Source organism: Roseivivax sp. (genome assembly GCF_054552075.1).
This window is the reverse complement of sequence record NZ_JBTOLZ010000006.1, coordinates 168,706-190,600: the sequence shown is the minus strand read 5'-3', so window position 1 is coordinate 190,600 and position 21,895 is coordinate 168,706. Positions and strand designations below refer to the sequence as shown.

Here is a 21,895-nt window from a genome sequence, read left to right as displayed (position 1 = left end):
CCGGGCGATTCCGGCGAGTTTGGGAGGAGACCCGATGACCCAGCAGGAGCTGCCCGAAGGCATGATCCGCGCCCCCCACAGCGGCGGCACGGTGGAAGGCTACATGCCCGGCTTCGGCAACGACTTCGAAACCGAGGCCCTGCCCGGCGCGCTGCCCCAGGGCATGAACAGCCCGCAGAAGTGCAACTACGGGCTCTACGGCGAGCAGCTCTCGGGCACCGCCTTCACCGCGCCCGCGCATCAGAACGAACGCACCTGGTGCTACCGGATCCGGCCGTCGGTGAAACACTCCGGCCGCTACCGGCGCATCGATCTGCCCTATTGGAAGACCGCGCCGCATGTGCCCGAGAGGGTCACGAGCCTCGGGCAGTATCGCTGGGACCCGGTGCCGCACAGCGACGCGGCGCTGACCTGGCTCACCGGCATGCGCACCATGACCACGGCGGGCGACGTGAACACCCAGGTCGGCATGGCGAGCCATATCTACCTGGTCACCGACAGCATGCGCGACGCCTATTTCTACTCCGCCGATAGCGAGTTGCTGGTGGTCCCGCAGGAGGGCACGCTGCGCTTTTCCACCGAGCTGGGCGTGATCGACCTCGCGCCCCAGGAGATCGCCATCATCCCGCGCGGGCTGGTCTACCGGGTGGAGGTGCTAGAGGGCCCCGCCCGCGGCTTCGTCTGCGAGAACTACGGCCAGAAGTTCGACCTGCCGGGTCGCGGCCCGATCGGGGCCAACTGCATGGCCAACCGGCGCGACTTCAAGACGCCGGTGGCGGCCTTCGAGGACCGCGAGACGCCCTCGACCCTGACGATCAAGTGGTGCGGCCAGTTCCACACCTGCGAGATCGGGCATTCGCCGCTCGACGTGGTGGCCTGGCACGGCAACTACGCCCCGGTGAAATACGACCTGACCACCTATTGCCCGGTGGGCGCGGTGCTCTTCGATCACCCCGACCCGTCGATCTTCACCGTGCTGACCGCGCCCTCGGGCGTCGAGGGCACCGCCAACATCGACTTCGTGCTCTTCCGCGACCGCTGGATGGTGGCCGAGGACACCTTCCGCCCGCCCTGGTACCACAAGAACGTCATGTCCGAGCTGATGGGCAACATCTACGGCCAGTATGACGCCAAGCCGCAGGGCTTCGTGCCGGGCGGCATGAGCCTGCACAACATGATGCTGCCGCATGGGCCCGACCGCGAGGCCTTCGAGGGCGCCTCGAACGCCGAGCTGAAGCCGCACAAGCTCGCCGACACGATGTCCTTCATGTTCGAGACCCGCTTCCCCCAGCATCTGACCGAGTTTGCCGGCCGCGAAGCGCCGCTGCAGGACGATTACGTCGACTGCTGGGACGGCATCGAGAAGAAGTTCGACGGGACCCCGGGCCCCAAGTGAGGCCGCCCGCCCGCATCACGCAAGACAGGAGACGCTGACATGGCCAAGGCTTTCGCCTCTGCCGGAGACATGGACGAGAAACAGGTGAGCTTCACCGAGGTGGGCGAGGGGCTCTATGCCTTCACCGCCGAGGGCGACCCCAACACCGGCGTGATCATCGGCGACGAGAGCGTGATGATCGTCGAGGCCCAGGCCACGCCCCGGCTGGCCCGCAAGGTCATCGACTGCGTGCGCTCGGTCACCGACAAGCCGATCAGCCACCTGGTGATGACCCATTACCACGCGGTGCGGGTGCTCGGCGCCTCGGCCTATGGCGCGCGCGAGGTGATCATGTCGGAGGCCGCCGCCGCCATGGTCGAGGAACGCGGCCAGGAGGACTGGGACAGCGAGTTCGCCCGCTTCCCCCGGCTCTTCCAGGGCCACGAGGAAATCCCCGGCCTGACCCGGCCGACCACCACCTTCCGCGACCGCATGAGCGTCTATCTCGGCAAGCGGCGCGTCGACCTGATGACCCTCGGGCGGGCCCATACCGCCGGTGACGCGGTGATCTGGGTGCCCGACGCCGAGGTGATGTTCACCGGCGACATCGTGGAATACCACTCCGCCTGCTACTGCGGCGACGGGCACCTACAGGACTGGGGCCCGACGCTCGACCGGATCGCCGCCTTCGAGCCGCGCGCCATCGCGCCGGGCCGGGGCGACGCGCTGGTCGGCGACGAGATGGTCGCCGCGGCCATCGCCAACACGCGCGACTTCGTCGAGAGCACCTACAAGCCCGCCGCCCGCGTGGTCGGCCGGGGCGGCAGCCTCAAGGAGGCCTGGGACGCGGTGCGCGCCGAATGCGACCCGAAGTTCGCCGATTACGCGATCTACGAGCATTGCCTGCCCTTCAACGTCGCCCGGGCCTACGACGAGGCGCGCGGCATCGACACGCCGCGGGTCTGGACCGCCGCCCGCGACAAGGAGATGTGGGAGGCCCTTCAGGGCTGACGGGCCTTAAGGGGGGCGCCGGGCGGCCCTGCCGCCGCCGCGCCCCGGCCACCCCCGCAGGCGCTGAGGGAGGACGCCATGCTAGACGACAGATACGACCTGGCCTTCCGGCTCTACCCCTATGAACGCTCCGCCGACCAGGACGCCGAGACGCCGGTGCGCCACCCGGTGGTGGTGCTCGGCGGCGGGCCGGTCGGGGTGGCGATGGCGCTCGACCTCGGTCTGCGCGGCGTGCCGGTGGTGCTGCTCGACGACCACGAGGGCGTGGGGCAGGGCAGCCGCGCGATCTGTTTCGCCAAGCGCACGCTGGAGATCTGCGACCGTTGGGGCGCGGCCCGGCCGATGGTCGAGAAAGGCGTGGTCTGGAACCTCGGCAAGGTCTTCCACGAGGACCGTAAGGTCTATGAATTCAACCTCTTGCCCGAAGAGGGCCATCGCTTCCCGGCTTTCATCAACCTGCCGCAGCCCTGGTTCGAGCGCTACCTGGTCGAACGCATCCGTGCGGCCCAGGCTTCGGGCGCGCCGATCGAGATCCGCGGGCGCAACCAGGTCACCTCGGTCGAGGTGGACGAGGATCACGCCCGGCTCGAGGTCGAGACGCCCGAGGGGCCTTACAGCCTCGAGGCCGACTGGCTGATCGGCTGCGACGGCACGGGCTCGCCCCTGCGCAAGCGCATGGGGCTCGATTTCGAGGGCCGTGTCTTCGAGGACAACTTCCTGATCGCCGACATCCGCATGACCGCGGATTTCCCGACCGAGCGCTGGTTCTGGTTCGAGCCGCCCTTCAAGTCCTCGGGCGCCTCCTGCCTCCTGCACCGGCAGCCCGACGACATCTGGCGGGTCGATTTCCAGATCGGCTGGGACATCGACCGCGACAAGGAGCTGCGCGAGGAGAACGTGCGCGCCAGGCTCGACGCCATGCTGGGCGAAGGCGTGGATTACGAGATCGTCTGGACCTCGATCTACCGCTTCCAGTGCCGCAGGATGCGCCGCTTCCGCCACGGCCCGGTGATCTTCGCGGGCGATTCCGCGCATCAGGTCTCGCCCTTCGGCGCGCGCGGGGCGAACTCCGGCATCCAGGACGTGGACAACCTGGGCTGGAAGCTGGCCGCGGTGCTGCAGGGGGCTGCGCCCGAGGCGCTGCTCGAGAGCTACGACAGCGAGCGGCGGCAGGCGGCGGACGAGAACATCCTGAACTCCAGCCGCTCGACGGATTTCATCACGCCCAAGTCGCAGATCAGCCATGTCTTCCGCAACGCGGTGCTGGACCTGGCCGAGGCTTTCCCCTTCGCCCGCCCGCTGGTCAACTCGGGGCGGCTGTCGCTGCCCTGCAGCTATGACGGCAGCCCGCTGAACGGCGCCGATGCGTTGCCCGGCGGCCCCGCGCGCACCCGACCCGGCAGCCCGTGTCCCGACGCGCCCTTGGGTCAGGGCTACCTGCTCGGCCGGCTGGGGCAGGGGGTGACGCTTCTGACGCTGGATTGCGCGCTGCCCGAGGGGGCGCTGCCCGAGGGCGTGACCCACCTGGCGCTGTCTTCGAGTGATGACGCCAGCGGCGCCCTGGCCGCCCGGTATTTGGGAGAGGCCACGCAGGCGGTCTACCTGCTCCGCCCCGACCAGCATGTCGCGGCACGCTGGGCGGCCCCGGAAGCGGAGGCCATCCGCGCCGCCTGCGACAGGCTTTTCGGAAGGGAGATGACATGAGCGAGTTCGTCACCGACCCAAACCTGGCCGACCCGGACGGTTTCTACGCCGACCTCCTCGCCGCCCACGAGGGCCTGAGCGAGGAGGAAAGCGCCGCTTTCAACGCGCGCCTGATCCTGGTGCTGGCCAATCAGATCGGCGCGCCCGAGACCCTGCGCGCCGCGCTTGCCGCCGCCCGACAGGCGGGCGCGCGCGGCTAAGGCGCCGCGCCGCTCAGGTGGAGATGAAGCGCACCTCGCCCGCCTCGACGACGCCCGCGGTCAGTCGGCCGGTCGCATAGGCCCCGGTGTCGAGTGCCACGCGCCCGTCCTCGGCGCTGGGCGCATCGACGATCGTATGGCCATGCACCACCCAGGTGCCGTCCTGGCGCGGCACCTGCAGGAAGTCGCGGTGTCCCCAGATCAGCGTCCGCTTGTCCGCCGCGCTCAGCGGTTTGGCCGGATCGGCGCCCGCGTGCAGCACCGCGACATTGCCGGTCTCGTGCAGAAGCGGCAGCTCGCGCACCCAGGAAATCAGCTCCGCGCCCATCTCCTCGGCCATGCGGTGGCGCGCCTCGATCAGCGGCTCGCCCTGGGTCGTCTCGCTGATCCCGCGCACGCCGATGTCGGCCAGGGTCTGCAGCCCGCCGTTGCGCAGCCAGCGCGGCCCGCGCTCGTCCGGGCGGTCGATGAAGTCGAGCAGCATGTCCTCGTGGTTGCCCTTGAGGCAGAGGATTTCCGGGTGGTCCTTCAGGAACCGCAGAGTGTTCACTGAGGCCGGCCCCCGGTCGACGTAGTCGCCGACGCAGATGATCTGGTGGCCCTGCGGCAGCTGGGGCAGTAGCTCCTCGAGCAGGTCGAGCCGTCCGTGAATGTCGCCCACCGCGGCAAAGGGCACCTCGGGCGCAGGCGGCTCGAAGCGCGCGCCGGCGGGTTTGCGGAAGCGGTCGAGAAGCGATTTGATCACGCGGGAGCCCTTTTGGTTTTTTCGGGTCCGCCCCTGTTACCAATCCGGGCGCCGAAAGGCCACGGGGGCGGGGCTTGGCCTGGGGTCACGGGGGCGTCAGGCGCCTCGCCTGTGGATAACTTTCCAGATTATTCGGAACTGTGTCCGCCCCGCCACAGCCGGCGGTTTGGCGCCGGCGCGGGCCGCCCCCCGGGGGTGCCGCGCGCCCGGGGATGCACTAAGCACGAGGAGACGTCCAAAGGGGGGAATTGTCGTGAAGCGTCTCGCCGCCATCGCGGTCCTGTCCTGCGCGGCCGGCTCGGCCGCGGGCGCGGAGACCTTCGAGACCTGGCGCAACAACTACGGCCTGCCGGGCCTCCTCGACATGCCCAACGCGCTGAGCTTTCCCGATGCGGACTTGTCGGTCACGGATGCCTATTTTGGGGGCACCAACCGCCTGACGGGCTCGTTCCAGATCCTGCCGCGGGTGACGGGGTCGTTTCGGTATTCGCGGATCGCGAATTTCTTTGGCCCGGATGACCCGCTCTACGACCGAAGCTTCTCCCTGCATTTCAAGTTGCTGAGCGAGACTGCGTCGCGTCCCGCGTTGTCACTGGGCATCAACGACCTGATCGGCACCGGGATTTACGCCTCCGAATACCTCGTGGCCACCAAACATCTGACCCCGCGCTTGCGTGTGACCGGAGGTCTTGGTTGGGGTCGGCTTGGCTCGCACAACGGGTTCACGAACCCGCTGGGCGCGCTGAACGAGAACTTCGAGACCCGGCCGGCACGCGATTTCGGTGTCGGCGGCGAAGCCGAATTCGACCAGTTCTTCCGCGGTGACGCGGCCTTCTTCGGCGGCATCGAGATCCAGGCGACCGACAAGCTGGGTCTTGCCGTTGAATACTCTTCCGACGCCAACCTCCGGGAAGACGGCCCCACCTTCAACTACCGCTCGCCCTGGAACTTCGGCCTACGCTACGCCCTGCGCGACGGCGTGAACCTCACGGCGAGCTACATGTACGGCTCCGAGGTCGGGGTGAACCTGACCTTCGCGCTCAACCCCAAGAACCCGCCTTATTTCGGCGGCGGCGATGCCGCGCCCTACCCGGTCACGCCGCGCGGCGAGGTGGATGCCGAGGCGCTGGGCTGGACCCTCGACGACGGCGGCGCCACCGCGACCGACCAGCTGGCCGAGGTGCTCGAGGCCGAGGGAATCTTCCTGCACGGCCTCTCGATCCAGGGCGGCACCGCGCGGGTCGAGATCGAGAACAACCGCTGGCGCGCCAATGCCCAGGCGATCGGGCGCACGGCGCGGATCCTGACGGCCTCCATGCCGGCCTCGGTCGACACCTTCGTGATCGTGCCCATGGTCACCGGGCTTGCCGGCTCGCAGGTCACCATCCGCCGCGCCGACATGGAAGATCTGGCCTTCTCGCTCGACAATTCTTGGGAAAGCTACGCCCGCGCGGGCATCGCGCCGGTGACCCAAGGCTCCGCGCCGCGGCCGGGCACCTATCCGCGGTTCGAATACGACATCTCGCCCTACCTCCAGCCGAGCCTCTTTGACCCAGACGCGCCGGTCCGGCTCGACGCGGGCGTGCAGCTCAAAGCGACGGCCGAGCCCGCGCCGGGCGTGGTGCTGCGGGGCGCGGTGCGCCAGAAGGTCTTCGGCAACCTCGACGACTCCACCCGGGTCTCGAACTCGGTGCTGCCGCGGGTGCGCAGCGAGACCAACATCTACGAGCGCACCGGCCCACTCGATCTGACCGATCTGACCGCGACCTATTTCTTCAAGCCCGGCCGGGATCTCTACGGGCGGGTCACCGTGGGCTACCTCGAACGCCACTTCGGCGGCGTCTCCTCGGAGCTTCTCTGGAAGCCGGTCGACAGCAGCCTCGGCCTCGGGCTCGAGGCCAACTACGTCAAGCAGCGCGCCTTCGACCAGGGCTTCGAGTTCCGTGACTACGAGACCGCCACCGGCTTCGCCTCGGTCTATTACGAATGGGACAACGGCTTCGAGGCGCAGCTCGACGCCGGGCGCTACCTGGCCGGCGACTGGGGCGCGACGCTGACCCTGCAGCGCGGCTTTGCCAACGGCTGGAAGGTCGGCGCCTATGCGACGCTGACCGATGTGCCCTTCGAGGAGTTCGGCGAAGGCTCCTTCGACAAGGGCATCCTGATCACCATCCCGATCGACTGGGCGCGCGGCGACCCCACCCGGCAGACCTTCGGCTACAACCTCAAGCCGATCCTGCGGGACGGCGGCGCGCGGCTGACGATCCGCGACCGGCTCTACCAGCGGGTCAACCAGAACCAGCGCGACGCCCTGCGCAACGGCTGGGGGAGGTTCTGGAAATGAAGCCTCTCGCGACTCTCTCAGCTCTGGCGGCGCTGGCGCTCCTGGCGGGCTGCGCGGCACAGCCGCCCTTCGGCGCCTTCCGGGCCGGGCTCACGCAGGAGCTGGTCGATACCGTCGACAACCCGCTGCTTTATGTCGGCGTCGAGGGGCTGGGCCGCGAATCCACCGTGCAGCCGCTGCAGGAGCTCGACGGTGTCACCACCTGGCGCACGCCCGACGGCACCTCGGCGATCTCCACGCGCGACGGGCTCGTGGTCTCGACCCGCTCGCTGGGCGACGACCTCATGGCTGCGGACATCGCGGGCTCGGTCGCGGCCTCGAAAGGGCAGGGGGGCAGCGGCTATTACCCGCGCTTCCACACCACGCTCGACGGGCTCTCGCAGCCCGAGTTCGAGGCCTTCCAGTGCCGGGTCAGCGCCCGGACATCGGAAGACATCGTGATCCTGGGGCGCGCCCGTGCCACCGTGCGCACCGACGAGACCTGCACCACCCCGGGCCGCGAGGTCACCAACAGCTACTGGCGCGCCGCCGACGGCACCATGCTGCGCGCGCGGCAGTGGATCAGTGAAGGCGTGGGTGTCATCATAACCGAAAGACTGAACTGACCCCGCCAGACAGGGACGGAAGATGAGGGACTATCAGATGAACAAAGCTCTGTTCGGATCGGCGCTGGCCGTCGCCGTGCTGGCGCTGACGGGATGCGGCGTATCCTACACGAGCCCCTCGGTGAGCCGCCAGGCCGGTGGCGCCGAAGTGCGCGTCGTGGATGTCGACCCCGAGACGGTGCTGGTCGCGAACCGCGCGCCCTATGCGCCGAAGACCCTGCCCGAGGTCTTCTACCAGGCCGCCGGCGGCGGTCAGCTACGCGGCGTGGGCGCGCTGCCCGAGGAACCCTATCTGCCCGACGAACGCCGCCAGGCGCTGGAGCTGCGCGTGCCGCCGCAGGTCCCGGCCGAGCCCTACCGCATCGGCGTCGGCGACATTCTTCTGCTGGCGACGAAATCCGCCGGCTCGACCGTCGAGGAACTGTCGGGCCTCCTGGCCGCGCAGAACTCCCGGCAGGGCTATACCGTGCGCGACGACGGGGCCATCGCGATCCCCGACATCGGGCCGGTGCAGGTTGCCGGCATGACCATCGACGAGGCCGAGGCGATGCTTTTCGACTCGCTGGTCTCGAACCAGATCGACCCGGCCTTCTCGCTCGAGGTGGCGGAGTTCAACTCCAAGCGGGTCGTGGTTGGCGGCGCGGTCGGCAGCCCGACGCTGGTGCCGATCACGCTCAACACGCTGGACCTGGGCGAGGCGGTCACCGCCGCGGGCGGCATCCGCGTCACCAACGAAGAGTTTGCCTCGATCCGCATCTACCGCGAGGGCACGCTCTACCAGATCCCCTACGAGGAGTTCCTCTCGCGGCCGGACCTGCAGCGCGTGCGGCTGACCGACGGCGACGCGATCTATGTCGACACGAGCTACGACCTCGAGCAGGCGCTGGAGTTTTACCGCTCGCGGATCGACGTGATCACCGTCCGCCAGGAAGCGCGGCGCAACGCCATCCAGGAGCTTCAGGCCGAGGTGGCTCTGCGTCGCGGCCAGCTGTCCGAGGTGCGCGACAATTTCAGCGCACGGCTCGAGCTGGGCGCCGAGGACCGCGACTTCGTCTATCTGGCCGGCGAGGTCAGCGAGCAGAGCCGCTACGTCATGCCCTACAACCAGCAGGTCACCCTGGCCGATGTGCTTTATGACAGCGGCGGTTTCCCGACCACTACGGGCGATCCGTCGGAGATCTACGTGCTGCGCGCCTCGGCCAATCCGGCCGAGTTCGGAGCGGTCACCGCCTGGCATCTGAACGCCGCCAACGCGGTGAACCTGACGCTTGCGACGCGCTTCGAGATGCGCCCGAACGACGTGGTCTTCGTCGAGGAACAGCCGATCACCAAGTGGAACCGCGCGCTTCAGCAGGTCTTCCCGACGCTTCTGAACACCACCGCGGGTGTCGTGCGCACCGGGCTGACGCAGTAAGATCAAGCGCTTGAGTGGAAAGGCCGCGGGGCAGACCCCTGCGGCCTTTCTATTTCTGCAACGCTGGGTTTACCGGATTGCGTTGAATGCGACGGTGAATCCCCTTTTTCGCCTCATTTCGATCACGATTAACCACGAAGTTGGTCGCATCCGGTAGGACAATTCCGTCTTGCCGACCGACTGGAGGCAACCGATGCGCATTCTGGCAGTAGATGATGATCCGATCATCCTCGACCTGTTGCGGACGGTTCTGAGTGAAGCCGGTTACACCGACCTCGCCACCGCAAGTTCCGCCGAAGAAGCGGTGAGCGTGATCGAACGGACCGACCGCGGGTTCGACTGTTTTCTTTTCGACATTATGATGCCTGGCATCGACGGCGTGGCCCTGACCGGGGCGGTGCGCGCGATGCCGCAGTATGCGCAGACGCCGATTCTCATGGTGTCGCGCCTCGATGACAAACATCACTTCGACCGGGCCTTCGCGGCCGGGGCGAGCGACTATGTTACCAAGCCCTTCGAGCCGACCGAGCTGAAGGTGCGCCTGGGCCTGGCCGAGCAGGTCAGCCGCCAGCAGAAGGCGCTGGCCGCCGCCGCCGTGGACGCGCCGCAGACGCCGCTGCCGCGCCTGGCCGAGCCCTTCCAGCTCGACGACGTGCCCTATGCGATCAACAACCACGCGCTGGAAAGCTACCTGCAAAGCGTGCCGGTCGGCAGCTCGGGCATGCTGTTCTTCGCGCTCAAGCTGGTCAACGCCAGCGAGCTGCACCGCAAGTCGACGGGCGATGACTACCACTTCATCATCAACTCGCTGGCCGATGCGGTCACCGATGTGCTGTCGGGCGCCAACTACTTCATCTCGCATGCCGGCAACGGCGTGGTGAGCTTCGTGGTGCATGGCGGCACCGACATGACCGAGGACGAGATCATCCATTCGATCATGTCCGACGCCTCGGGCCTCGACGTGACGCTCGCCTCGGGCGAGGAAGTGGTGCTCGACATCGTGGTCGGCTCGTCCAGCGCGTCGCGGATCACCTCGCGCGGGGCCCGGATCGAGGCCATGCGCGAAGCGGTCCTCAGCGCCGAGGGCATCGCCGAAGCGATGGTGGCGCGCGAGCTCGGCCTTGCCGCCGTCCATCCCATGCCGAAGCGTAGCGGCGGTCTGTTCGACCGTCTGTTTGGAGGTATCGCAGCATGAACATGCAGGCCCGTGAGGTTCAGCCGGACCCGGCGATCACCGCGATCCGTGAAAAGTTCCTCTCGGGCCTGGAGACCCGGCTCGCCGAGCTCGACTCGTTGTCGGGCCTGCTCAAGGGCGAGGCCAACCGCGCCCGCGTCTGGGAAGAGATCCGCCTCCGGGTCCACCGGATCGCAGGCGTCGCGGGCTCGCTGGGCTTCGCCGCGCTGGGCGCGCGTTCGGGCCGCCTTGATACCGCGATCGAGCATTACCTGAACAAGCCCGCCAATCCGCGCGACGAGGCCACGCTTTCGGCCGCGCTCGAAGGGCTTCTGGACGACATCGACCAGATCCTCGAGGAGCAGGCCGCGGCCTGATCCCCTCTGATCTATTGTGGTGCGCGCGGGCCCAGAGGCTCAGCGCGCCGCCAGCATCTCCCGCAGTTGATCGGCAAGCGTCATCGGGTCGAACGGCTTGGTGACGAAGCCCACCGCGCCGGTGCGTTCGACCAGCGAGGCCGAGCTGTCCTCGGTCTGGGCGGTCATGAAGATCGCCGGCACATCCTTCAGATGCGGGAAATTGCGCAGCGCCAGTAGCGTTTCCTCGCCGCTCATGTTGGGCATCATCTGGTCGAGCAGCAAAAGGTCCGGGCTCAGCGTTTCCGCATCCGACAGCGCCAGGGTGCCGTCGGAATACTGCGTGACGGTCAGCCCGCCGATCATCTCGAGCGCCAGACGGGCGATTTCCTGGATGTCGGCGTCATCCTCGATGTGCAGGATATGGGAAAGCTCGCTCACGGTCCGTCCTTTTTTCCGGGACTGTGGCAGAGGCCGCGCGCAATTGCCAACGACAAAAAACGCCCGCCGTTGATTTCGCGCAACAATGTCGGAACTCGGCCCGGATAGGGGATAGGCCGGGCGGAGATTTGGCATCACGGTGCCGTGAACGCGCCTCGACGCGCGACGAGCAGAAAAAAGCGAACGATATCGGGCCGAACCTGAATGCGCGCATCCATCCTCAAGACCTCGTGGCGCCACGCCGTGGTCGCCGCTGAACTCGTCGTGGTGATCCTGGTCGCGACGGCCTTCACCGTGTCGCTGCTGGTCGACCGCCAACGCGCGGAGCAAGAACTGCAGACCCGCGAACAGGCCGAGATGATCCGCGCCGAGCTCGATGCCTCGGTGCAGCAGATCCTGCAGGCCGCACGCGGCGTCGCCACCGCCATCGCCCGCGACACCACCATGGACCAAGAGGTCTTCGCCCGGATCGCCCGCAGTTTCAGCCCCGAGGGCCCCTCGGACAACCGGCTGCGGCTGATCAACATCGGCGCCTCGGACGGCTATGTGATCCGCTACGTCTATCCGCTGGAAGGCAATACCTCGGTCCTGGGCGTCGACTACCGCGACCTGCCCGGCCAGCTCCCGAACGTCGAGGCGGCGATGCGCAGCGATGACGTGGTGATGATGGCGCCGGTCAACCTGATCCAGGGCGGGCGCGGCATCATCGCCCGCATCGGCGTGACCGAGATCGGCGGCGACGAGGTCTTCGGCGTCGTGGGCGTGGTGGCGCTGCTCGAGGATCTTTTCTCGGGCGCGGTCGAGATGGCGCGGACCGCCAAGCTGGAACTGGCGATCTCCAAGCAGGAGGCGCGCCAGGAGGGTCGGCAGCAGATGTATGGCCCGGCCAACCCCGAAGAGGGCGAGCCGGTCATGGTGCAGCTCGTGGTGCCGGACGGGCTTTGGTATCTCTCGGTCGTGCCCTCCGAGGGCTGGCCGACCTGGACCGATTTCGCCGGGCGCATCCTCCTGGGCTATTTCGGCATCGGGGCGCTGGTCTTCATGGTCTACCTGCTGCTCGACCGCGCGGCGCGGGCGCGGCGCAGCGCCGAGGAGCAGCTGACCACCGCGATCGAATCCATCGACGACGGCTTCGCGCTCTACGACCCCGAGGACCGGCTGGTCCTGTGTAACGAGACCTACCGCCGCTACTACCCGCGCTCGGCGCGGATCATCCAGCCGGGCGTGCGCTTCCAGGATCTCTTGGAATACGGCGTGGCGCGGGGCGAATACGCCGACGCCAAGGGCCGCGAGCCGGAATATATCCGCGAGCGGTTGAACGCCCGGATGCACCCCGAGCGGCATTTCATCCACGAGCTGGCGGGCGGGCGCTGGATCAAGGTCTCCGACCACCGGCTGTCGGACGGAAGCACCGTGGGCCTGCGGGTCGACATCACCGAGCTGGTCGAGGCGCGCCGCGCCGCTGAGGCGGGCAGCCGCGCCAAGTCCGTCTTCCTCGACCGGATGAGCCACGAGCTGCGCACGCCCCTGGCGGTGCTCATGGGCTCGGCGGCCTTCCTCGAACGGCCCGAGCGGCTCGCCACCCGGGCGGCGCTGGCGGCGCGGATCGAGGGCGGGGAGCTGACCGCCTTCGAGGGCGAGATCACCGGCCACGCGGGACGAATCGGCAAGTCCGCGCGCCACCTCATGGCGCTGATCGACCGGCTGCTCGACGTGGCGCGCGCCGAACGCGAGGCACCCGACAGCGGCGAGGTGCTCCTGGGCGAGCTGCTGGAAGAGCAGCGCACGCTTTTCGACGCCGCCCTGCCGCGCGGCATGACGCTGGACCTGCGTCACGCCAAGGGGCCGCTGCCGGTGCCCTACGGCGAGACGGTGCGCAACGCGCTGGGGGCGATCCTGCGCCACGGCCGCGACGGCTTCGCCGAGAGCAAGGCCGAACTGAGCGTGGCCGCCACCGACCGCCATGTGTCGCTGGCCTTCGTGATTTCGGGCAAACGCACCGAACCGGTGCTGACCGAGCGCTTCTTCGGCCCCGCCTCCGACGACCCGGACCGCGCCGGTGCCGCCGATCTGACGCTCGATCTGGCCGTCGCCGAACGGCTGGTCAGCCGCGCCGGCGGCACCTTCCGTTACCGGAAGGTCAACGAAACGAAGGACTTCGTCGACATAACCTTCCCTCGGGGGAAGGCTGAAGACCTTGTCGCTGTCTCGTGAACAGTGCGTTTCCCGCACTGCCAAAGTTATGCCCAAATCTCGGGTTAACTTCCGGACAAATCAAAAATGGTCTTTGGTTCGATTTTGGTAAGGGTTTTTAAATGTACAGGGCAGTGAAACGGGTGTTCTCCGTTAGAAACAAACAGGCCTTTGCGCTTCGACTGGTGATGATCGGACTGCTGGCCACCTTCATCGTCACAGCCTTTGCCACCGTCGAATCCGAAGAAGCCCGATCTCCCGACATCTACCTTCTGCTGACCGCCTTTCTGTTCGTGGCGGTGGGGGCCTTCTACAAGCTCCAGCAGACCAGCCTGCGCCGCGACCAGATGCTGATGATGCAGCGCAAGGAAAACGCCGCGATGCGCGTGGCGCTCGATACCCATGCGATCGTTTCGGTCACCGATGCGGTGGGCACGATCATCGACGTCAACGAGCGCTTCGTGGAGCTGACCGGCTACACCCGCAGCGAAGCCATCGGCCGCACCCCGCGCTTCCTGCATGAATGCGCCGAGGGCGAGAACACCTTCCACGTCATCCGCAAGTCGCTGGACCAGGGGCTGAGCTGGCACGGCGAGCATTGCTCGGTCACCAAGAACGGCGAGCGGCGCTGGTTCGAGGTCACCGTGGTCCCGATGATGGACCGCCGCGGCAAGCTGATGAAGGCGATCTCGGTGCGCACCGACGTGACCGAGCAGCGCGCCGCCGAGGGTGACCGCCAGATGCGCGCGATCCTCGACAACCTCCAGGACGAGGTCTTCATCTACAATCTCGACGACACCTCGCTGCGCTACATGAACCGCGCGGCCTGCGACCGCTTCGGCTGGGCGCTCGACGAGGTGGCGGGCAAATCCATGCGCGACATCCGCGAGGATTTCGAGATCGACCGCTTCCGCGCCCATGTGGCGCCGCTGCTCGAAGGCAAGGTCGATGCGACCTACGCCCAGGGCAAGCTCGCGGGCTCGCCGGTCGAGGTCTCGACCAGCATCCTCGAGACCGCCGACGGCGAGCGGGTCTTCATCTCGATCCTGCGCGACATCCGCGAGCGCCACGCGCTGGCGCGGGCCAAGCTCTCCTCGGTCTCGGTGGTCAGCCACGAGCTGCGCACGCCGCTCACCGCCATTTCCGGCGCCATCAAGATGCTGCGCGGCCGCTTCGAGCAGGACATGAGCCGCGAGGCCGCGGGTGTCGTCGAGATCGCCGAGCGCAACTGCGACCGGCTTTTGTTCATCGTCAACGACATCCTCGACGTCGAGAAGATCGAGGCCGGCAAAATGGCCTTCGACAAGAAGCACATCGACCTCAACGGCCTGGTGAACGAGGCTGTAACCACGCTGCAGACCTATGCCAGCGGGCTCAACGTGCGGATCGCGCTCGAATCCGACTGCGACAACGCGATGGTCGAGGCCGACCAGGCGCGCCTCATGCAGGTCATGTCGAACCTGGTCTCGAACGCGGCGAAATATTCCTCCTCGGGGGATGTCGTCACCGTGTCCCTGGCCGACAACGGCAATTGCTGGCGGGTGGCGGTGCGCGACAGCGGCCCCGGCATCAGCCGCGAGAACCAGAAGAAGCTCTTCGACACCTTCGCGCAAATCTCGGCCGCCGACGGCAAGAAGCGTCTCGGCACCGGGCTCGGCCTCGCCATCACCCGGCGCATCCTCGACAACCACCAGGCCAGGATCGCGGTGCAGAGCGAGATCGGGAAGGGCTCGACCTTCTACTTCGACATCCCCAAGCTGGTCGACGACGGCAGCAACCGGATGCGGGTGATCGCGGCCTGAGCGCCGCCTCTTTCACCGCCTGACACCTGTCATCGGCGCCGGGGGCGCCTAGCCCTCCCGGCCCCGTGGACCCGGGCGGAATTGTCTTGTAGTGGTCTCGGCGAAACCTGCACAGGACGAGGCCATGACCGACAAAGCATATCCGGATATTGTGTATACAAAGGTAGACGAAGCGCCCGAGCTTGCCTCGCATTCGCTTCTGCCGATCATCCGCAGCTTCACCGATGCCGCGGGCGTTAGCGTCGGCATGAAGGACATTTCGCTTGCCGGGCGCATCCTCGCGGCCTTCCCCGAAAAGCTGACCGAGGCGCAGCGCCGCAGCGACGACCTGGCCGAGCTGGGCCGGATCGTGAAGGAGCCGCAGGCCAACGTCATCAAACTGCCGAACATCTCGGCCTCGGTGCCGCAGCTCGTGGCCGCGGTGCGCGAGCTGCAGGGGCAGGGCTACGACATTCCCGACTACCCAGAGGCGCCCGAGAGCGACGCCGAGAAGGACGCCCGCGCGCGCTACGACGCGATCAAGGGCTCGGCGGTGAACCCGGTCCTGCGCGAGGGCAACTCCGACCGCCGCGCCGCCAAGCCGGTGAAGAGCTACGCCATGGCGAACCCGCATTCGATGGGCAACTGGTCGGCCGAGAGCAAGACCACCGTGGCCAGCATGTCGGGCGGCGACTTCTATTCGAACGAGACCTCGACCACGCTCAGCGGCGCCCAGGCCGGCAAGGCGAAGATCGAGCTCGAGGCCGAGGACGGCAGCGTCACGGTGCTGAAGGAAGGCGTGGACTTCCCCGAGGGCACGGTGGTCGACGCGACCTTCATGTCGGCCCAGAAGCTCGACGCCTTCCTGGCCGAGCAGATCGCCGCCAGCAAGGCCGAGGGCGTGCTCTTCTCGCTGCACATGAAGGCGACGATGATGAAGGTCTCCGACCCGATCATCTTCGGCCACGCGGTGAAGGAATTCCTCAAGCCGGTGTTCGAGAAATACGGCGACGCGCTGAAGGCCGCGGGCGTCGACCCGAACTCCGGCATCAAGGACCTGATGGCGCGTCTCCCCGAGACCGGCAAGGCCGAGGAGATCGAGGCCGAGATCAAGCGCGTCATGGACGAGCGGCCGCCGATGTACATGGTCGACAGCTCCAAGGGCATCTCCAACCTGCACGTGCCCTCGGACGTGATCATCGACGCCTCGATGCCCGCGGTGATCCGCGCCGGCGGCAAGGGCTGGGGCCCCGACGACGCCCAGCACGACGTCAACTGCGTGATCCCCGACAGCTCCTATGCGCCCGTCTACGACGAGACCATCGCCTACTTCAAAGAGACCGGCGCGCTGGACCCGACCACCTCGGGCACGGTGCAGAACATCGGCCTGATGGCCCAGAAGGCCGAGGAATACGGCTCGCATCCCACCACCTTCGAGATCCCCGCCAAGGGCAAGGTGCGGATGACCGCCGCCAACGGCGAGGTGATCCACGAGCACGCGGTCGAGCCCGGCGACATCTGGCGTTCGGCCAGCGCCAAGAAGGCGCCGATCGAGGACTGGGTGAAGCTGGCCATCGAACGCCAGCGCGCCGAGGGCTGCGAGGCGATCTTCTGGCTCGACGCCAAGCGCGCCCATGACGCCGAGCTGATCCGCTTCGTGAAGCCGATCCTCGAGGCCGAGGGCGTGGCCGACAAGTTCGCGATCATGGCCCCGCGCGAGGCGACCCGGCAGACGCTGGAGACCATCCGCCGCGGCGAGAACTCCATCGCGATCACTGGCAACGTGCTGCGCGACTATCTCACCGACCTCTTCCCGATCCTCGAGCTCGGGACCTCGGCGAAGATGCTCTCGATCGTGAAGCTGATGAACGGCGGCGGGCTCTTCGAGACCGGCGCGGGCGGCTCGGCCCCGAAGCACGTCCAGCAGCTCGTTGAGGAAAACCACCTGCGCTGGGATAGCCTCGGCGAGTTCTGCGCCCTGGGCGAGAGCCTGAAGTTCCTGGCCGACCAGCAGGGCAACGCCAAGGCGCGGGTCCTGGGCCAGGCGGTGGAAGCGGCGACGCAGGGCGTGCTCGACAACGACCGCTCGCCCTCGCGCAAGGTCGGCCAGCCCGACAACCGCGACAGCCACTTCTGGTTCGCGCTCTACTGGGCCAAGGCGCTGGCCGACCAGGGGGAGGACGCCGAGATCGCGGCGCATTTCGCCCCGATCGCCAAGGCGCTCGAGGAGAACGCCGAGACCATCACCGGCGAGCTGGCCGCCGCGCAGGGCCAGGCGGTAGACCTCGGGGGCTACTACAACACCGACGAGGCCAAGACCTCGGCGGTGATGCGCCCCTCGAAGACGCTGAACGAGATCCTCGGCTGACGCCGAGAGGTCTTGGCGACAAGACGCCCGCCGGTCCCTGGAATGGGGGCCGGCGGGTTTTTTGTTGGGGGGAGGGGGCCTTCGGCGGATGCGCGGGGCCGGGCGTCGGCGCGCGCCGGCAGCCCCTTCCAACCGTCGCAGCCCGCCCCTAGGCTCCGGGCATCCCGACCCTGCCCCAGGAGCCCCCCCTTCCCACCGTCGCAGCCCGCCCCTAGGCTCCCGGCATCCCGACCCTGACCCCCGGAGCCCCCATGCGCGCCTTCTTCGACGACCGCCAAAGCCGTCACGACCCGCAGACCTTCCTGGTCGCGGGAATCCTGCAGCCCTCGCCGGAACAGCCCGAGCGGGCGGCGCGGCTGAAGCGCGGGGCGGAGGCGGCGGGCTGCACCTTCGAGGCCCCCTCGGACCACGGCATGGCGCCTCTGGCGGCGGTGCATGGCGCCGACTACCTGCGCTTTCTCGAGACCATCCACACCCGCTGGGCGCGGCTGCCGGGCGCGGGGCCCGAGGTGGTGCCGAACGTGCATCCCGCCAACCGCAGCGACAGCTACCCGGCCTCTCCGGCGGGGCTCGCGGGGTATCACCAGGCCGACACCGCCTGTCCGATCGGGGCCGAGACCTGGGGCTCGGCCTATTGGTCGGCGCAGACCGCAGTTTCAGCCGCCCAGGCCCTGGCCCGCGCGCCCGGAGAGGGGCCGGTCTACGCGCTTTGCCGCCCGCCCGGGCACCACGCCTTCGCCGATCTCGCGGGCGGCTTCTGCTTTCTCAACAATGCCGCCATCGCCGCCGAGGTGCTGCGGGCCGAGGGACGCCGGGTGGCGATCCTCGACGTCGACGTGCACCACGGCAACGGCACCCAGGGCATCTTCTACGCGCGGGGCGACGTGCTGACCGTCTCGGTCCACGCCGATCCGGCGGGCTTCTATCCCTTCTACTGGGGTCATGCCCACGAGCGCGGAGAAGGCGCGGGGCGCGGGGCCAACCTGAACCTGCCGCTGGCGCGCGGGGCCGATGACGCGGCCTTCCTCAAGGCGCTCGAGCGCGGGCTCGCCACGGTCCGGGCCTTCGGGGCGGATGTGCTGGTGGTGGCGCTGGGGCTCGATGCCCATGAGAGCGATCCGCTGCAGGGCATGGCGGTCACCACCCCGGGCTTCGCCCGGATCGGCGCGGCGCTGGCCGCGTCGGGGCTGCCGCTGCTGCTCGTGCAGGAGGGCGGCTATCTCTCCGACGCGCTGGAACACAACCTGACCGCGGCGCTCGAGGGCGTGCAGGGCGGGTGAGCCGCCAAGCCCCTGCGCTGCGCACCCAAGCGTGCCGCCCATGCACCGCTCGGCCGGGCGCGCGCGCCCTGCGGGCATACTTTTGCCGCCGCCCGGCCTAGACTGCCCGGAACCCCGCCCGCGTCCCGGGGCGCCGGCCCGCGCGTGTTGTGCCGGTCGCACCCAGGGCGTATAGGCGCGGCATGTTGGCGTGGGCATCATAGGCGGCGGCGATGCGGCTATCTCGGACGCAACTCCGCGTGATCCAGATCCTGGTGAGCCTCACCCTGCTCACGCTGCTCTGGCTCGCGGTGGACGGCCAGCAGGCGCTGCGGATCCTGCGCCGCGCGGACCTGGGCTGGATCGCGCTGGCCTGGCTGGTGATGAGCGCCCAGACCATCCTTTCGGCGGTGCGCTGGAAGCTGATCGCCGGGCGGCTCGGCCAGGTCTTCGGGCTGAAACACGCGCTGGCGGAATATTACCTCTCGCAATTCGTGAACCAGTCGCTGCCGGGCGGCATGGTGGGCGACGCGGGCCGGGCCTTCCGGGCGCGCAAGGCGGCGGGGCTCCTGCGCGCGGCCCAGGGCGTCTTCTTCGAGCGGCTGACCCAGCAGGCGGGCATCTTCGCGATCTTCGCGGTGACCTATGTGGTGACCACGGTGCAGCCCGGGGGCCTCCGCTGGCCGGTCTGGCTGACCTCGATCACCGCGCCTTTCCTGCTGATCTGCCTGGCGCTGCCGGTGCTTCTCTGGTTCGGCTGGCTTCTGCCCGGACCTCAGCGCCGGGCGCTGCAGGACCTGTGGTCGGCGCTCGAGGCCTCGCTTCTGAAGCCGCGCATCCTGGCCTACCAGGTGCCGCTGGCGCTGATCACCGCGGCCTGCAACATCTTCGCCTTCTATGCCTGCGCGCGCTCCATCGGCACGGAATTGCCGCTGGCCGCCGTCCTGGGGTTGGTGCCGCTCATCCTTTTCATGATGCTGGTGCCGGTGACCGTCTCGGGCTGGGGCCTGCGCGAGGGCGTGGCCGCGGCGCTTTTCCCGGTGGCGGGCGCCAGCGGCTACTCGGGGCTCGCGGCCTCGATCGCCTTCGGGCTGGTCTTCCTCGCGGCGGTGCTGCCCGGGGTGCTGCCGATCCTTTTCCGCCGCAAGCGTGTTGAGGAAGACCCAGACCCGACCTAGCTGGCAATGCGGCGCCGGGCCCGCGGATCCGCCCGGCCGTTGTTCCGCCCGGCGCCCTGCCGGGCCCCGAGGAGTGCCCCATGCCCGTGACCGCCGGCCCCGTCCTGATCTTCCGCGCGCTCGACGACAGCGCGCTGCGGCTTGCCGCCCTGGTCCTGACCGACAGTGCCGAGAGCCCGCCGCCCGAGCTCGAGACCGAGGCGGGGCGCGTGGCGCCGCAGCTCCTGGCCGAGATCGGCGGCGAGGGCGTCTGGCGCTTCGATTTCGCCCTGCCGCGCGGCGGGCGCCCGAGTTATGCCTTCGACGGGGTGAGCCACCGCGTCGCCACGGATTTCGACGGCGACCTGCGCATCGGCTTCGTCTCCTGCAACGGCGAGGAGCACGGCGACCTCGACCGCGACGAGGCCGAGCGCAACGCCATGTGGCGGCACATGCGCGAGGCGCATCTGCAATCGCCCTTCCACCTGATCCTGCACGGCGGCGACCAGGTCTATGCCGACGAGGTCACCCGCGGCCACGCGCTGAGCGAGAGCTGGCCCGAGGACCTCCAAGAGGCGCCCGGCACCGAGGCCCTCGACCACCTCGAGGACCACCTGCGGCGCGGCTTTCTCGAACGCTACCGGCTGACCTACGCCGGGGCGGGCTTTGCCCGGATGGCCGCCGAGGTGCCCGCGCTGATGATCTGGGACGACCACGATATCTGCGACGGCTGGGGCTCGCTGGGTGAGGAACTGGCCGCGCATCCGATCGCGCGGCGGCTCTTCCGCGCGGCGCGCGAGGCTTTCCTGCTCTACCAGCAGGCGGCGACCGAGGACGATGTGCCGGCGCTTTTCCTCGACCCCGAGGGCCGCTCCTTGTCCTTCCGCCGCGACCTGCCCGGGGTCAGCGTGATCGCCCCCGACCTGCGCTCGGAGCGCGGCATGGAGCGGATCATGGGCCCGGCGGGCTGGCAGGGATTCGAGACGGCGGCCGAGGCCCCCGAGGAACGCGTCCTCCTGGTCTCCAGCGTGCCGCTTCTGGGGCCCCGGCTCTCGATCCTCGAGCGGCTGATGAACGCCATCCCGACCATGCAGAAATACGAGGACGACCTGCGCGACCAATGGCAGAGCCGCGCCCATCGCGCCGAATGGCAGCGCATGCTGCGCCGGGTCCTGGAGATCGAGGCCGGCGGGTCCGACGTCACCGCGCTTTCGGGCGAGATCCACCTGGCGACCCGCGCCACGCTCGACAGCCCGCGCGGGCCGGTGCACCAGCTGGTGGCCTCGGGCATCGCCCATCGCGCCCCGCCCAAGGCCTGGGCCTGGATGCTGGGCACCCTGGCGCGGCTCGGCGAGGCGCCGCTGCCCGAGCACCCGATCCGCATCGCGCCGCTGCCCGGGCGCGGCACCAATTACACCGCCGAGCGCAACTACCTGATGCTCGAACGCGAGGGCGGCGCCTGGTCGGCCCGCTGGGCGCTCGAGGAGAGCGGGGTGACCCCGGCGCTGCCGATCTGAGGGTTGGTCTCGGGGCGGTCGGTTGGTGTTTTTTGCTGGGTCCGGGCCGCCTTTGGCGTCCCGGACCGGGGGAGGGGGCGCTGCCCCCTCTGCGGGCGTGCCGCCCGCATTCACCCCCGAGGTATTTGGACAAGCTGAAGCATGGGGCGGGGCGCTTCGGGAGAGGGTGTGGGGCTGTGGTGGGAGCGGTTGGGTGTTGGGGGGAGCGGCGCTTGTGGCGGGCGGCGGCGCGCCGTGGTGACGTGGGCGCG

The 21,895-nt window shown here is 68.7% G+C and carries 17 protein-coding genes; 15 read left to right on the top strand and 2 right to left on the bottom strand.

What is annotated here, in order from left to right; translation table 11 throughout:
• Positions 1–34 precede the first annotated feature (34 nt).
• The 4 genes from hmgA (at position 35) to ACX938_RS07180 (ending at position 4,290) form a co-directional block, all read left to right on the top strand.
• Complete coding sequence (gene hmgA, locus ACX938_RS07195) at positions 35–1,396, top strand: homogentisate 1,2-dioxygenase (RefSeq protein ID WP_459430543.1); 1,362 nt, start codon at positions 35–37, stop codon at positions 1,394–1,396.
• A gap of 39 nt (positions 1,397–1,435) precedes the next feature.
• Complete coding sequence (locus ACX938_RS07190) at positions 1,436–2,386, top strand: MBL fold metallo-hydrolase (protein ID WP_459430542.1); 951 nt, start codon at positions 1,436–1,438, stop codon at positions 2,384–2,386.
• A gap of 78 nt (positions 2,387–2,464) precedes the next feature.
• A complete protein-coding gene (locus ACX938_RS07185; RefSeq protein ID WP_459430541.1) occupies positions 2,465–4,090 on the top strand; it encodes an FAD-dependent oxidoreductase in 1,626 nt (541 codons plus the stop codon).
• A complete protein-coding gene (locus ACX938_RS07180) occupies positions 4,087–4,290 on the top strand; it encodes a DUF2783 domain-containing protein (RefSeq protein WP_459430540.1) in 204 nt (67 codons plus the stop codon). The genes ACX938_RS07185 and ACX938_RS07180 overlap by 4 nt, the downstream gene beginning before the upstream one ends.
• Positions 4,291–4,303: 13 nt before the next feature.
• Here the strand turns inward: ACX938_RS07180 and ACX938_RS07175 are convergent, their stop codons facing one another.
• On the bottom strand, positions 4,304–5,035 hold the full coding sequence (locus tag ACX938_RS07175; RefSeq protein WP_459430539.1) for a metallophosphoesterase: 732 nt from the start codon (positions 5,033–5,035) through the stop codon (positions 4,304–4,306).
• A 253-nt stretch (positions 5,036–5,288) separates the two neighbouring features.
• Between ACX938_RS07175 and ACX938_RS07170 the strand changes: the two genes are divergently transcribed.
• From ACX938_RS07170 to ACX938_RS07150, 5 genes are all read left to right on the top strand, one after another.
• Positions 5,289–7,379, top strand: a complete 2,091-nt coding sequence (locus ACX938_RS07170; RefSeq protein ID WP_459430538.1) for a YjbH domain-containing protein — start codon at positions 5,289–5,291, stop codon at positions 7,377–7,379.
• On the top strand, positions 7,376–7,984 hold the full coding sequence (locus ACX938_RS07165) for a YjbF family lipoprotein (RefSeq protein ID WP_459430537.1): 609 nt from the start codon (positions 7,376–7,378) through the stop codon (positions 7,982–7,984). The genes ACX938_RS07170 and ACX938_RS07165 overlap by 4 nt, the downstream gene beginning before the upstream one ends.
• A 37-nt stretch (positions 7,985–8,021) precedes the next feature.
• Positions 8,022–9,398, top strand: coding sequence for a polysaccharide biosynthesis/export family protein (locus ACX938_RS07160; RefSeq protein WP_459430536.1), 1,377 nt, complete (start codon positions 8,022–8,024; stop codon positions 9,396–9,398).
• A gap of 193 nt (positions 9,399–9,591) precedes the next feature.
• Positions 9,592–10,593, top strand: coding sequence for a response regulator (locus tag ACX938_RS07155; RefSeq protein WP_459430535.1), 1,002 nt, complete (start codon positions 9,592–9,594; stop codon positions 10,591–10,593).
• Positions 10,590–10,949 (top strand): Hpt domain-containing protein, encoded by a 360-nt coding sequence (locus ACX938_RS07150; protein ID WP_232753250.1) that lies wholly within the window; start codon positions 10,590–10,592, stop codon positions 10,947–10,949. Before ACX938_RS07155 ends, ACX938_RS07150 begins: the two co-directional genes overlap by 4 nt.
• Positions 10,950–10,988: 39 nt before the next feature.
• On the opposite strand, the gene ACX938_RS07145 is transcribed toward ACX938_RS07150, so the two are convergent.
• Positions 10,989–11,369 (bottom strand): response regulator, encoded by a 381-nt coding sequence (locus tag ACX938_RS07145; RefSeq protein ID WP_232753251.1) that lies wholly within the window; start codon positions 11,367–11,369, stop codon positions 10,989–10,991.
• A gap of 204 nt (positions 11,370–11,573) precedes the next feature.
• Between ACX938_RS07145 and ACX938_RS07140 the strand changes: the two genes are divergently transcribed.
• From ACX938_RS07140 to ACX938_RS07115, 6 genes are all read left to right on the top strand, one after another.
• Positions 11,574–13,583: a PAS-domain containing protein gene (locus ACX938_RS07140; protein WP_459430534.1), complete on the top strand. Its 2,010-nt coding sequence runs from the start codon at positions 11,574–11,576 to the stop codon at positions 13,581–13,583.
• A 167-nt stretch (positions 13,584–13,750) separates the two neighbouring features.
• Positions 13,751–15,364 (top strand): PAS domain S-box protein, encoded by a 1,614-nt coding sequence (locus ACX938_RS07135; RefSeq protein WP_459430533.1) that lies wholly within the window; start codon positions 13,751–13,753, stop codon positions 15,362–15,364.
• Positions 15,365–15,488: 124 nt separating this feature from the next.
• Positions 15,489–17,711 carry an NADP-dependent isocitrate dehydrogenase gene (locus ACX938_RS07130; protein ID WP_459430532.1) on the top strand — a complete coding sequence of 741 codons (2,223 nt, stop codon included), beginning with the start codon at positions 15,489–15,491 and terminating at the stop codon, positions 17,709–17,711.
• 251 nt (positions 17,712–17,962) lie between these two features.
• A complete protein-coding gene (locus ACX938_RS07125) occupies positions 17,963–18,991 on the top strand; it encodes a histone deacetylase family protein (protein WP_459430531.1) in 1,029 nt (342 codons plus the stop codon).
• Positions 18,992–19,230: 239 nt separating this feature from the next.
• Positions 19,231–20,148 (top strand): lysylphosphatidylglycerol synthase transmembrane domain-containing protein, encoded by a 918-nt coding sequence (locus tag ACX938_RS07120; RefSeq protein ID WP_232753256.1) that lies wholly within the window; start codon positions 19,231–19,233, stop codon positions 20,146–20,148.
• A gap of 80 nt (positions 20,149–20,228) precedes the next feature.
• Positions 20,229–21,644, top strand: a complete 1,416-nt coding sequence (locus ACX938_RS07115; RefSeq protein WP_459430530.1) for an alkaline phosphatase D family protein — start codon at positions 20,229–20,231, stop codon at positions 21,642–21,644.
• Positions 21,645–21,895: the final 251 nt, after the last annotated feature.